Below are 13178 nucleotides of genomic sequence, written 5' to 3' on the forward strand. Positions count from 1 at the left end.
GGGACGGCCCCCCGACCGGGGAAGTACACCGAGTCACTGGCTCCCCGCCCGTGGCGCTCCGGGCACAAGACGGGCGTCGACGATCCGAGCAGCGCGCGTTCGTCGTTCCGCAAACAGCCGGGCCCGAACCTTGCGTCCGCTAGCGCCGTCCGCGGCCGCACCGCGACGCATCACGCATGACGGATCTGCATGGAGGCGCATATGGAGCCGATGCCGGTCGTACTTCAATGGAACGACGTTCTCGTCAGAATCGCGCTTGCGCTGCTGGCCGGCGCGCTGATCGGCTTCAATCGCAGCGAATCCGGCAAGACGGCCGGGTTGCGCACGACGATCCTCGTATGCCTTGCCGCGTGCATGTCGATGCTGCAGGTCAATGCGTTGCTGCTGCAGGCCGGCAAGCCGGAAGGTGCGTTCTCGGTGCTCGACCTGATGCGGCTGCCGCTCGGCATCCTGACCGGAATGGGCTTCATCGGCGGCGGCGCGATCCTGCATCGCGACGGCCTCGTGTCCGGCGTGACCACGGCAGCGACGCTTTGGTTCGTGACGGTCATCGGCCTGTGTATCGGGGGCGGGCAACTGTCGCTCGGCGCGCTCGGTGCCGTGCTTGCTCTTTTCGTCGTGTGGCCGCTGCGGATGGTGGAGCGGCGCATGCGCAGCGTCAGGAGCGCGCTGGTCACGATCGGATACGAACGCGGCTCGACGGCCCGCGGCCTTCTGACGGCGCGCCTGCGCGAAGCCGGCTTCACGTGCCGCGCGCGCGGTTTCCGCGAAACGGCCGCGCATGCCGTGCGCGAGGAAGAGCTGTTCGTGCAGTGGCGCGAGCCGGCCAACACCGACGTGATGTTGCCGCAACTGATCCGGATCCTGGAATCGGCCGGGCTCGCATCGGTGCGCTGTTCACCCGAGAACTGAGCCGCGCATCAAGGGAAGGCTCGCGCACGAATGGCCGGAACGGCCGATGCTCGTGCAGCAAGCCGCAATGAGCGGTTCGAACAGGAGTGAACCATGACCTTGGTATCCGAAGTAATGACACGCGACGCCGCGACGGTCGGCCCGACGCAGAGCCTGCGCGACGCGGCGAAGCTGATGCGGGACCTGAACGTCGGCGCGCTGCCGGTGTGCGATGGCACGCGATTGATCGGGATGTTGACGGACCGCGACATCGTCGTGCGCGCGGTATCGCAAGGCGTGCGGCCGGACGAACGGATCGAGGGCGTCGTCAGCGGGCCGGCCGACTGGTGTTACGAGGATGACGATATTTCAGCGGTGCAGAAGAAAATGGAAGATTTGCAGATTCGCCGTGTTCCGGTGGTCGATCGCGAAAAGCGACTCGTCGGCATCGTGGCGCTCGGCGATCTGGCGACGTCGGCCGACGGTGGGATGTCGTCCACGCTCGGAGCCGTGTCGTCGCCGTCACATCCGGAGCGCTGAGCGCGCGAGCCGATACCCGAGGAGAGCGACATGAACCAGGAAAGGGAAGCGCAGGTGCGCGAGCGCGCCTATCGGTTGTGGGAAGCGGACGGTGCACCGGAGGGCAAGGCCGACGACTACTGGTTGCGGGCCGAGCAACTGATCGACGCGGAGGAGGGCTCGGCCGCGAGCACGGACGGGCGCGATGACGGCAATCCGGAGGACGGCTCCCGATCTGCCGCGACGCGGCCGCTCGAGCAATCCGCGAAGCGCCGCATCCCCGGCGAGCCGCTCCAGGACGCCGGTGCTGTGCCGCCCGGCGAGGTTGCGCACGAAAGGCGGCGCAAACGGTGAGCCGCGCGCCGATGCCGCGACGCATCGCGCGATGCGGTCCATCGCACGCCGCGTAGCGCGCATTCGCGCACCACCACGCACTGGCCCGCCGCCGCAGGCCCCCGCGCGGCGACGGGCGAGGTATTTGTCATTGGCACACTGGCCAGCTAGCCGTCCTCACCCACTTCGGTCGGATCCGGCAGGTCGGGCAGGTCGTCGTTGCGTTGAGGCGGCGGAATGTCGGGCTGGTCGGGCATGTCGGCCGGGGCTTCGTCCGGTACCGGGTTTGTCGTGTTGGTCGGGCTCATGATCGTTTTCCTCTGCGTCGGAACGGGCGCCGGCCTGCGGCCGGCATACCGCTTCCGAGCATCGCGCGTGCCGCGGTCAGCGCCCGGGTTGCGTGCCCGTGCCGTCGTGCGCATCGCCGCTCGGCGTCGACTGGCTCATCGCGAGATGGAGCGCGGCGGGGTCGACCGGTTTCACGAAATGCTGCAGAAACCCGGTCGCGAGACAGCGTTCGCGATCCGCGTTGCGGCCATAGCCGGTCAGCGCCAGAAAGATGCACGGCGTGACCTCGTTGATCGCCTTCAGCCGCCTCAGCAGCTCGTAACCGTCCATCACCGGCAGCCCGATGTCGAGGATCGAGACCTCCGGACGGTAAGCGCGGTACGCGGCCAGCGCGGTCACGGGGTCGTGCACGACGGCCACTTCGTGACCGGCCTCGCGCAGCCATTGCGCGAGCGTCGACGCGGCATCCTCGTTGTCGTCGACCAGCATCACGCGCCGGCCGGTGCGGCCCGGCGCCATGTCGCGGATGCCGAGCGGCGGCTGCGGCGCGGCCAGCGCCATCGTTTTCGGCCGGTACTCGGGCAGCGAGATCGTAAACGTGCTGCCGCAGCCCGGCCCGGCGCTATCCGCGCGAACCGTGCCGCCGTGCAGGGTCACGAGGCTGCGCACGAGCGCGAGGCCGATACCGAGGCCGCCGTGTGCCTGTTTCGCCTCGCCGTCGAGCCGGTAGAACGGCTCGAAGATGCTGTCCAGGCGGTCATGCGGAATGCCGGCGCCGTTGTCGCATACCTCGACGAGCACGGTGCCGTCCGCACCGCGGCTGACGCGCACCGTGATGTCGCCGCCGGGCGGCGTGTATTTCGCCGCGTTGGTCAGCAGGTTGGCGACGACCTGCGAGAGCCGCACCGGGTCGCCGTTGCAGCGCGCGTCCGGGGCGGTGTCGACATGCAGGCGGTGACGGCGTTGCTCGAGCAGCGGGCTCGCGACCTCGACCGCGCGGTCGACGATGTCCGCGAGCTGCACGGCCTCCTTCTTCAGCGTGATCTTGCCGCGCGTGATGCGCGACACGTCGAGCAGATCGTCGATCAGCCGGACCATGTGATCGAGCTGCCGCTGGATGATCGCGATTTCATTCGGCGTCGCGTGGCCGTCGCGGTTGCGGATCAGCTCCAGCGCCAGCGAGATCGGCGTCAGTGGATTGCGCAGCTCGTGGCCGAGCACCGCGAGAAACTGATCCTTCGCCTGGTTCGCATCGCGCAATTCGCCGAGCAGCCGGTCGCGCTCGACATTCGCGGCGACCAGTTTCTCGCGCGCGGCGACGTGCTCGGTCACCTCGACCGCGCTGACGATCACGCCGAGCCCGTCCGCGAGCGGCTGCGGATTGAAGTGCAGCCGGTACACGCGGGCGCCGTCGGGCTCGAGGCGATCGTGGTGCTCGCCGATCGTCGTCGAGCGGCCCAGCGTGCGGGCGGTTTCGAGCGCACGGACGATCGCCGGCGTATCGCCGCCGGGGAGCACCGCCGTCAGCAACTGGCCGACGATGTCGGTCCGGCCGCACAGCGCCGCGAAGCGATGATTCGCGAGCACGATCCGGTGTGCCGGCCCCGACAGCAGCGCGATCGGCAGCGGCGCGTGCATCAGCACGCCATTGCGCTGCTGTTCGGCATCTTCGCGACGGCGGATCTCGTCGCTCAGCGCGCGCGAGCGCTGTTGCGACAGCGCCAGCGTCAGGTGTAGCGCGTTTTCGTCGTTGCGCAGCGAAGCGGCGGGCAGGATGCGGCGATGCAGCGCGCATACATGGCGGAACGTCTCGGACTGCTCGGCGCTAGGAAACACGTCGCACGGATACGCGCAGTAAAGCGAGAAGCGGTGCTGCTCGATCAGCTCGTTCCAGAGCGCTTCGAGCCGCAGCGCACCGGCGTAGCGCTCCTGCGCGCACAGCAGCGCGACCATCTCGCCGAACGCATGCACGGGCCGGCCGGCGCGGATCGCCGCTTCGACGATCGTGCCGATCGAGCGGCGAAAGCGCGCGGGGTCGGGGAGGTCGCCGTCCATGAAGGTGTCGAGCAGCGTTTGCGCGCTCGACATGAAGACGCGCTCGCGGGCCGCGTCGCCGATCGACGCGCCGAGCGTGCGCAGGCGTGCGTGCACCGCCGTGAGGCAATCGGGGCGCGCGATCACGATCGCGCTGCCGCCGTCGCGCAGCGCATCGGCCGCGAACAGTGCGACTTCCGACACAAGCTGCGCATCGGACTCGTAAAACTGGACGAAGTGATCGGCCCGCATCGGGGCCGATTCCAGCAGGGGAAACGCAGTTTTCATAGCTCACGACCAGGCAATGGCATTGGCGGGCCGGCGATTCCGTGCCGCGGCCATATCCGGGCCGACGCGAGCAAGCCGCGTGCCGCGCGCCCGGGGCAGGTCCGGCGGCCGTGCGTTACAAGCCCGGCGCGCGCGGGCGGTGCCGGGTGACGCAGCGTTTGTAAATTCTGCCGCGGGTCGCAGGACGGATGCGCGATCAATGGGGCGCGGCAGCGACGGCCCGCTCCGAGCCGGCGTCGCAGCCGGCGAGTAAAGGCCGGCGGAGCCCGCGGCGCGTCCGGCGGCGCGGCGCCATGCCCGGTGCCCGACGGCCGAATGTTCAGAACCCGGCCATTCAAGCTATTTGACAAATGCTCGACGGAAACCGGGTATCGTGCGCGGCACGGGACGATTCGCCGTGGTATCCGTCGGCGAGAATGTTTCGGCAGGCGCAGCCGGGGCGGCGGGACGACGTGATCGAGCGGGCGGCGCGTGTACTGGAAACCAACCACGGGACTGCAACATGATCGAACATCTGACCAATCATCCGGCGACGATCGCCTGCAAGGTGTGCGGTGCCGACGCGGACATCTGCGGCGTGGTCGACTTCTCGCGGTGCGGCGCTGACATGATTGCCGGGAAAAAAGTCGATCCGTTCGTCGGCGTGCCGATCTATTACTACGCATGCAGGCAATGCGGATTCACGTGCACGCGGGCCTTCGATCACTGGACGCACGATGATTTTGCGCGTCACGTGTACAACGACGACTACGCGCGCCACGATCCGGAGTATCTCGAGCATCGTCCGCAGCAGCACGCCGACCTGATCTGCACGAGCTTTCCGTCGATGCGCGAGAACCGCATTCTCGATTTCGGCTCTGGGCTCGGGCTGCTGGAAAAGAAGTTGTCCGCGCGCGGGTTCACGGATGTGACCTCGTACGATCCGTTCAGCCATCCCGTCGCGCCACTGGGGCAGTTCGATGCGATCCTGTCGTTCGAAGTCTTCGAGCATCATCCGGATCCCCGAAGCCTGTTCGCCGACATCATCCGGTACCGGGCGCCGGCCGGCGCACTGCTGTTTCAGACGTCGCTGATCACGCCGGAGATTCTCGCGCGGGGGATCGAGCAATGGTGGTACTGCGTGCCGCGCAACGGACATATTTCCTTTTACACGAGCCAGGCGCTGACGCTGCTGGCGACGCAGCATGGGCTCGAATTCGGCTCGTTCAGTCCGGAATTGCACGTGGCTTTCGACCGTGCGGCGGCGCCGGGGTGGTTTTCGAAGTTCTTTCGGTGAATTGGGGCTCAGTCAGTCGCGACATCGCCCAGGCGTTCGCGACGCCCTTGTGCAGGAAGCGATCCATCATCCCGAGCCGGATATTCGCGGCGGCGCGCCCGGCCCTGCAGGCTTGAGACCGGCTTTGTTCGCGGCTTTCAGCGTCAATGCCGCGCGGCCACGGGGATGACGCCACGCGGAGGGCGGCGCCGTCCGCGCGCCGGCCGCCGTTGTTGATGCAGGTCACGGGAGACGCCGAAGCGTCGGGCCACGATGAACGTGTTCGACCGACGGCGCCGGCCAATGCCGGACCACGCCTGTCGCACGCGGCCAGGCCGCGACCATCGGAGGGCTCGTCATGGATCACGGGAAAGCACATGTCGTCTGGTTCGACGAGCTGCGGCGCGGCGACGTGGCACGCGTTGGCGGCAAGAATGCGTCTCTGGGCGAATTGATCGGCAACCTGTCCGCACAGGGCGTGAGCGTGCCACCCGGGTTCGCGTCGACCGCGGATGCATACTGGCGATTCATCGATGCAAACGGATTGAGACAAGCCATCGGCAGCACGCTCGAGGCGCTCGGAGCACGCAAGATTGCGCTGGCCGAGGCCGGTGCGTCGATCAGGCACGCGATTCTCCACGGTGACTGGCCCGACGACGTCGCCGACGCGATCCGGGACGCGTATCGGCAACTGTGCCGGCAGGCCGGCGCAGAGGATGTCGATGTGGCCGTGCGATCGAGCGCGACCGCCGAGGATCTGCCCGACGCGAGCTTCGCGGGTCAGCAGGAAACCTACCTGAACGTGCGCGGCGAGCATGCGTTGCTCGCGGCTTGCCGCCGGTGCTACGCGTCGCTGTTCACCGACCGCGCGATTGCCTACCGCGAGGAAAAGGGCTTCGATCACCTGCGCGTTGCGCTGTCGATCGGCGTGCAGCGGATGGTGCGTTCGGACCTCGGCGCGGCCGGCGTGATGTTTTCGCTCGACACGGAAACAGGATTCGACAAGGTGGTGCTGATCAGCGCGGCGTGGGGGCTTGGCGAGAACGTCGTGCAGGGCACCGTGGACCCCGACGAATACGAGGTGTTCAAGCCATTGCTCGGCGATCCGGCGCGCACGCCCGTCATCGGCAAGACGCTCGGCGGCAAGGCACGCAAGCTGATCTATGCGCGTGACGAGGATGCGCCGACCCGCAACGTGCCGACCTCGAAAGCCGAGCGCGCCACGTTCGTGCTGGCGGATCGCGACATTCTGGCGCTGGCGAACTGGGCCTGCGCGATCGAAGCGCACTACGGCCAGCCGATGGACATCGAGTGGGCAAAGGACGGCGTAAGCGGAGCACTGTTCGTCGTGCAGGCACGTCCCGAAACGGTGCAGTCCCGGCGTGAAGCGAGCGCCATCAAGACCTACCGACTGGGCGAGACCGGCCGCAAGCTGCTCACCGGCGTCAGTGTCGGCGAGGCGATCGCGGCCGGCAGCGTGTGCGTGATCGACAGTCCGCACGACATGGGGCGATTCGCCGACGGCGCGGTACTGGTGACGCACACGACCGATCCCGACTGGCTGCCGGTGATGCGCCGCGCCGCGGCGATCGTCACCGATCATGGCGGCCGCACGTCGCATGCCGCGATCGTGAGCCGCGAGCTCGGATTGCCGGCCATCGTCGGCACCGGCAACGCGACCCGCGTGCTGCACGATCAGCAGGAAGTGACGGTATCGTGCGCGGAGGGCGAGGCCGGGTTCGTGTACGAAGGCATCGCGCAATATCACGTGGAGGCGATCGACCTGACCGACCTGCCGCCCACGCGTACGAAGCTCATGCTGAACCTCGCGAATCCGGCCGCGGCGTTCAGATGGTGGCGACTGCCTGCCGACGGAATCGGGCTCGCGCGCATGGAGTTCGTGATCAGCAACCATATCAAGGTTCACCCGATGGCGCTGGCCCACTACGATGCGCTGACGGATGCGCATGCGAAGCGCGAGATCGCTGCCCTGACGTCGGGGTACGACGACCCGTCCGACTATTTCGTTGACCGGCTGGCGCACGGCCTTGCGCGTATCGCGGCGGTCTGTCATCCGGCGCCGGTGATCGTCCGCATGAGCGACTTCAAGACGAACGAGTACGCGCATCTGGTCGGCGGTGCGCAGTTCGAGCCGCGGGAAGAGAATCCGATGCTCGGATTTCGCGGTGCGTCGCGCTACTATTCGCCGCGCTACCGTGACGGATTCGCGCTCGAATGCCGGGCGATCGCGCGGCTGCGAAGCGACATGGGATTCAGGAACGTGGTCGTGATGATCCCGTTCTGCCGGACGCTCGACGAGGCGGACCGCGTGCTCGACGTCCTGGCCGCCAACGGCCTGAAGCGCGGCGAGGACGGATTGCAGATCTACGTGATGTGCGAAATCCCGTCGAACGTCATTCTCGCGAGCCGGTTTGCGCAGCGCTTCGACGGCTTCTCGATCGGAAGCAACGATCTGACCCAACTGACGCTTGGTGTGGATCGCGATTCGGCGGAACTGGCCGGGTTGTTCGACGAACAGAACGAAGCCGTGAAGTGGATGATCGCCCGCGTGATCGAGTCGGCCCGCGACGCGGGGGCGAAAGTCGGCCTCTGTGGCCAGGCGCCGAGCGATCATCCGGCATTCGCCGATTTTCTCGTCGCGTGCGGCATCGATTCGATTTCCGTCAGTCCCGACAGCTTCATCGCGGTCAAGCGTCGCGTGGCCGCCGCGGAAAACGCCGCGCCCGGCGAGCGTGCGTCGCCGGAATGAGTCGCCGCATGCGCGGGCGCCACCCGCGCTATCGACGAGCGAGCAACGACAAACTCACGACGAGTTCCTGTCCGCCGCTTCGAAGTGTCTTCCAGTCGGCGTCGCCGCCGATCGTCGCAGCCTGCTCGCGTATCGAAAGAAGCGCTGATGCGCGCTCGCCGCCGACGAACGCGTCGTCGCTCGTGCCGTCCTCTCGTACCGTCAATCTGACGAAGCCGCCCGATTTCGCCAAGTGCACGGAAATGCGCGATACCGAAGCTCGAAGCCTGGCGTGCTCGAGCGCTTCCCGGGCGATTCGGTGAAGAACGGAGGCTGCCGCGGCGTCCACACCGGTCTCGGTCACATCGGTATCAATCTTCACGCCATATCGCGAGAACAAGTCCTGCGCGAGCCATTCGAGCGTCGCTGCAAGCCCCAGATCGTCGAGCATCGGCGGCCGGAGGTCGGCCGTCATTTGCCGCACGCGAGCGACGAGATTGTCCAGATGAGCGCAAATCTTCCGATTGGCGGCGTTCACGAATTCGTTCCGGTTCGTCAGGGCCGGATAACGTGCATTCAGCGCGGCAATCTCCATCTTGACGACATTGATCTGTTGCGCAAGCCCTTCATGAAGGTCGGCAGCGAGACGGGTCCGTTCCGCCTCGCGGGTACGCAGCAATGTGCGCGCCAGTTCGCGCAGCGCGTGTCGCGATTCACGCAATTCACGCTCGGTCGCATTGCGCCGCGTGACGTCCTGGAAGGTCAGCAGAACCGATGCACGGCATGCGTGGCCCGATGCGATCACCATCACGTCGACGTCCCTTGTCAGTCCATCGCGGCAACTTACCTTGCCTGCTGTTGGCTCGCGGCCCGCTTGCCGCGCGCCCGGTATGCCGGCCAGCTGACGGCGCACGCCTTTCAGGCCTTCCGCATCGAGCCAGTCCGACGATGAAGTGCCGACGACTTCCGCCGGTTCGGCCGCGCCGAGCAGCGTGAGGCAGGCGTCGTTGACACAGACGATGACGCCTTGATGCATCAGCCATGTCGCGACCGGATTGAATTCGACAAACGCCCGGGAGCGTGCTTCGTACTCGGCCGATGCGTCGCATCCGCACCGTGTTGCGGCGACGTCGCAAGGCGTGGGGGAGCCAGGTCGCGTGATGTCGCGAGGCGGTCCCGATTGTTCTCTTGATTGCGCGGTCGGGCGGTGCGGGTGCAAGTCAGCCGGATGGCCCGCCGGCACGTGCGCCGCGATGGCGGTGCCGGCCGCGGACAGTGCATTGCGCCCGACCATGCGCTCGGCCGTCGGGTTGAACAAGACGACGTGATCGTGATTGTCGGGCGCGGGGATCGGCTCGCCACAGGTGTTCCGCAGGGCATTCGTCTGACCATCGGAAGTGGCGGCATGGCCCATCCTGCGCAAAATCCAGGCCCAGGTTACGACGTTGACGACCAGCCCGGCGATAACCAGTACATCGATGGAATTGTCATGCATCATCTTCGCGAGTCTCCGGGTGTCAAATATACTTGACGCGGGGATCATGACGGAAGAAAAATGGCGAGCCGGTGACGTCTGTCAAAGTTTGGATGGCAGAGGAGGGCGTAATAGGCGCTCCGCGCCAGCGTCCCTTCTCTTTCGAGGCCTGCGGTATGAATATGTCTTTCCGGTTGCCCATGGCACTACAGGGGCACGAGCACGAACGGTTCGAGATGGGCGAGCAGGACGATGAATCGTTTGCGGCGCGTCAGATCGACTTCATTTGCGCGCTTTACGGGCGGGCCGAATACCTCCGGGCATGCGGTCGCGAGAACCCGATCGGAGACGCGTTCCTGGCCGGTTTGGTGAACGTGCTCGAAGCGCTCGAGCTCAACTCCGCGGACGACGCACAAGGGTGTCTGGCGAGGCTGCAGCAGATCATCGACGCCGTGTTCGCGTGTCGCGTCCGGACGGCCGAGCCGAGCGCGCCGAACGTCTGAGAGGCGTCGAGAACCGTATTACCTGATGCCGAACATGCGCGCGTCGTTTCGCTTGAGGACGCGATGACATTCGCACGCACGATGCTCGATCGCGGCGCGATCAAGTATCGTGATCAGGCCGGGGCGATAACGGATTGCCCCGTCAGCCTCCAGTCTCCGCAACTCCCCGGATGCAAGCGCGCCGTTGACCCCGAGGACGCCCGGAAACACTTTCCTGCTGACCTGGACGGTATCGGAATCCAGTCGGTCGAGCGTTTGCAGGAGCCAACGGCAGAGTTGCTCCAGCGGTGAATGATGATGTCCGCACACGGCGATCTGCGACATCTGGGCGAGCAGGGCCTGCGTGTAACGGAGCAGCAGTCGCTGGAAATTGCCCGCACGTGAGAATTCGCGCCTGGCGACCTCGGCATCGAGCCGGTAGGCGTACCCCGCCTCTTGTACGATCACACGATTCGACGCACGCGGCTCGCCGATACACGCGGGCAATCCGACGAGCCCGTCGTTGCCCACCATCGCGAGGCCGACCGGTGTGCCGGTCTTCGTGGAATGGAAAATGACGCACGCTGCCGTGGTGGGCAGATAAACCTGATTGAGGATTTCGCCCTGCCTGTGCAGGACTTGCCCGAGCGCGAGCTCCACGGGCACCAGATGCGGTACGAGCCGGTCTAGTTCACCGTCCGACAGGGCCGCCAGCAACCTGTTGGCCGAGGGTGCCGCGTCGGATGCGTGATTTTCGGCAGGACCGCAGTGAACCGACGGTGTGCCGCGCGCCACGCGGGCAACGAGTTCGAGGTGCTGCTGGATCAGCGTCTCGCGGTTCTTTTCCGGCAGAAGACTGAGCACCGCGGAGCGGACGTCGTCGTGGCCAAGTGCATCCAGGATGCGCAGTTTGGACAGCGTGCCCAGGTCACTCTTGCCCGTGCGCCATGCCGAGATTTGCGCGCGGGTGAGGGCGAGCGCTTCGGCGAGCCGGGCGTCGCTGTGGTAGCTGCCCAGCTTCTTTACTTCGTCGAATAATGCATACCAGTCGTGCACGATGTTCAGCCTGCGACGCAGTCCTGTCGAGAGGGCAACAGGGGATCGGATCAGGCGCACATTTATAGCATAAATGGCGCATCGATCCTTGATCTCGCGGCAGGATTCTGCTGGACCGGACGATTCCCGCGTGTGACGGCGCGCACTCGACCGTACCGGATCGGAATGAAGGCAGGGTCACGTGATGCCCGTGCGCGGCCGGCTGTCTTCCGAGCGGGCGAATGCCGCCTGGAGTACGGGGTGCACGTCGGTGCGCCAGCGCTCGCCGGTAAAGAGCCCGTAGTGATCGCAATCGTCGATGTCGGCGCGTTGCCGCGCATCCGCTGCGAGACCGCTGCACATGGCCAGCGCGGCATGCGTCTGGCCCGCACCGGTGACGGCATCGCACTTGCCTTCGACGGTCAGCAACACGATCGAGCGCAACGCGGCGGGCTCGACCCGCTGGCCGTGAACGTGCCACGTTCCATTCGCCAGGCACGTTCGCTGGAAAACGATGTCGACCGTATCGAGGAAGTACTCGGCGGGCATGTCGAGGAGCGTGAGGTATTCCCGGAGCGCCCGGCGTGCGCTTGCGAGTTCGTCCGTGGCGCCGCTCGACACCGCGCGCCGATAGCGGTCGACCAGCGCCATGTAGCGTTGCGGGTAGGTGACCGCGATCTCGGCACGCTGCAGATAGGCGGGAAATACTTGTCGCCCGTATCCGGCGAAGCCGTGCGGCACCGTATCGATCAGCGTGGCGCGACACCAGGCGAGCGAGTGCGAGCGGGCCGCGGTGCCGAGCGCGCTCGGGTTGAGGCGAGCATCGAGGGGGCCGCCGATCAACGTCAGGCTCGCCGGCAGCGCGACATCGCGTTGCGCGCGCAGTGCGATGGCGCCGAGCGACGGAAACGTCGCCTGGCACACCGCGACGACGTGCATCGGCCGGGCGTCGGCCACCAGGGTATCGATGAAGCGGTCGAGCATCGACACGTATTCGTCGAGGCCGAATCGGCCCGAGTCGCACGGCACGTCGCGCGCATCGATCCAGTCGGTGATGCACACGTCACCGTCGACAAGCAGGGTCTCGACCGTCTCCCGCATCATCACGGCCGCATGGCCGGCCAGCGGCACGCAGAGCAGGATCACGCGTCGCGCGCCTGCGCGCGCGAAGCGGCGCAACGTGCAAAACGGCGTGCGCGCGACGATCGACTCGTCGACGTCGGCGCGACGGCCGTCCACGTCGACCGAATCGATGGCGAACCGTGGTGCGTCGGCCTGGACGTCGAGCAGAGGTTCAACCAGGTCGGCGTAGCACGACGCCGCGGCATCGGGCCAAAGACCGCGTGTGAACCGCGCCGCCGCGCTCCACGTCCGCAACCATTGCCGTTGTCGTTCGATCAGGTCATACCACATGACGCACGGGCGGAAAACCGCCGGGAATTCGGACAAACCTACTGTCGCCGGATCGTGCTGCGACGGGTTGACCTGCATCAGTGTCGCGCCGATTGCGGGTGCATAAGCTGGTCTACGCATCAAGGACGGATGCACACGGACGGAGTCGAACATGGACGCATCTCGACGCATGCTTGTCGTTTTCTATTCGCGCAGTGAAACGACGGCGGCGATTGCACACCAGCTTGCCGCCGAGCTTGGCGCGGATTGCGAGCGGCTGCGGGAAGCCGACGATCGGCGGCGGACGGGGGCCATCGGCTTCCTGCGTTCGCTCGTGGACGTGATCCGCGACCGTGCCGTGGACCTGCGACCGACGATCTGTTCGCCGTCGGCATACGATGCGGTCGTGATAGGCACGCCGGTCTGGGCGGGCCGCGC

General features: G+C 66.6%; 11 protein-coding genes. 6 read left to right on the top strand and 5 right to left on the bottom strand.

What is annotated here, in order from left to right; genetic code table 11:
- Positions 1-201 precede the first annotated feature (201 nt).
- The 3 genes from WS51_RS27480 to WS51_RS27490 all read left to right on the top strand — a co-directional run bounded on the left by WS51_RS27480 (position 202) and on the right by WS51_RS27490 (position 1764).
- Positions 202-912, top strand: a complete 711-nt coding sequence (locus tag WS51_RS27480; RefSeq protein ID WP_059452407.1) for an MgtC/SapB family protein — start codon at positions 202-204, stop codon at positions 910-912.
- 93 nt (positions 913-1005) lie between these two features.
- Positions 1006-1431, top strand: coding sequence for a CBS domain-containing protein (locus tag WS51_RS27485; RefSeq protein ID WP_059452408.1), 426 nt, complete (start codon positions 1006-1008; stop codon positions 1429-1431).
- A 30-nt stretch (positions 1432-1461) separates the two neighbouring features.
- Positions 1462-1764: a DUF2934 domain-containing protein gene (locus WS51_RS27490; protein WP_060128843.1), complete on the top strand. Its 303-nt coding sequence runs from the start codon at positions 1462-1464 to the stop codon at positions 1762-1764.
- Between the two features lie 146 nt (positions 1765-1910).
- Here the strand turns inward: WS51_RS27490 and WS51_RS32660 are convergent, their stop codons facing one another.
- Together WS51_RS32660 and WS51_RS27495 are read right to left on the bottom strand one after the other, a co-directional pair.
- The gene (locus WS51_RS32660) at positions 1911-2051 is read right to left on the bottom strand and encodes a hypothetical protein (RefSeq protein ID WP_167358011.1); all 141 of its coding nucleotides are present in this window, start codon (positions 2049-2051) and stop codon (positions 1911-1913) included.
- Between the two features lie 76 nt (positions 2052-2127).
- On the bottom strand, positions 2128-4317 hold the full coding sequence (locus tag WS51_RS27495; RefSeq protein ID WP_069230120.1) for an ATP-binding protein: 2190 nt from the start codon (positions 4315-4317) through the stop codon (positions 2128-2130).
- Positions 4318-4855: 538 nt separating this feature from the next.
- On the opposite strand from WS51_RS27495, the gene WS51_RS27500 reads away from it, so the two are divergent.
- Complete coding sequence (locus WS51_RS27500; RefSeq protein ID WP_069230121.1) at positions 4856-5629, top strand: class I SAM-dependent methyltransferase; 774 nt, start codon at positions 4856-4858, stop codon at positions 5627-5629.
- Between the two features lie 337 nt (positions 5630-5966).
- A complete protein-coding gene (gene ppsA / locus WS51_RS27505) occupies positions 5967-8378 on the top strand; it encodes a phosphoenolpyruvate synthase (protein ID WP_059799301.1) in 2412 nt (803 codons plus the stop codon).
- 28 nt (positions 8379-8406) lie between these two features.
- Here ppsA and WS51_RS27510 read toward each other — a convergent pair whose 3' ends face one another.
- Positions 8407-9855, bottom strand: coding sequence for a PAS domain-containing sensor histidine kinase (locus tag WS51_RS27510; protein WP_069230122.1), 1449 nt, complete (start codon positions 9853-9855; stop codon positions 8407-8409).
- Between the two features lie 212 nt (positions 9856-10067).
- Between WS51_RS27510 and WS51_RS27515 the strand changes: the two genes are divergently transcribed.
- Positions 10068-10334 carry a hypothetical protein gene (locus tag WS51_RS27515; RefSeq protein WP_230944377.1) on the top strand — a complete coding sequence of 89 codons (267 nt, stop codon included), beginning with the start codon at positions 10068-10070 and terminating at the stop codon, positions 10332-10334.
- 18 nt (positions 10335-10352) lie between these two features.
- Here the strand turns inward: WS51_RS27515 and WS51_RS27520 are convergent, their stop codons facing one another.
- Together WS51_RS27520 and phaZ are read right to left on the bottom strand one after the other, a co-directional pair.
- On the bottom strand, positions 10353-11369 hold the full coding sequence (locus tag WS51_RS27520) for a Crp/Fnr family transcriptional regulator (protein ID WP_059951745.1): 1017 nt from the start codon (positions 11367-11369) through the stop codon (positions 10353-10355).
- 177 nt (positions 11370-11546) lie between these two features.
- Positions 11547-12761, bottom strand: a complete 1215-nt coding sequence (phaZ, locus tag WS51_RS27525; RefSeq protein ID WP_069230363.1) for a polyhydroxyalkanoate depolymerase — start codon at positions 12759-12761, stop codon at positions 11547-11549.
- Positions 12762-13178: the final 417 nt, after the last annotated feature.

Source organism: Burkholderia territorii, assembly GCF_001718335.1.
Lineage (GTDB): Bacteria > Pseudomonadota > Gammaproteobacteria > Burkholderiales > Burkholderiaceae > Burkholderia > Burkholderia territorii.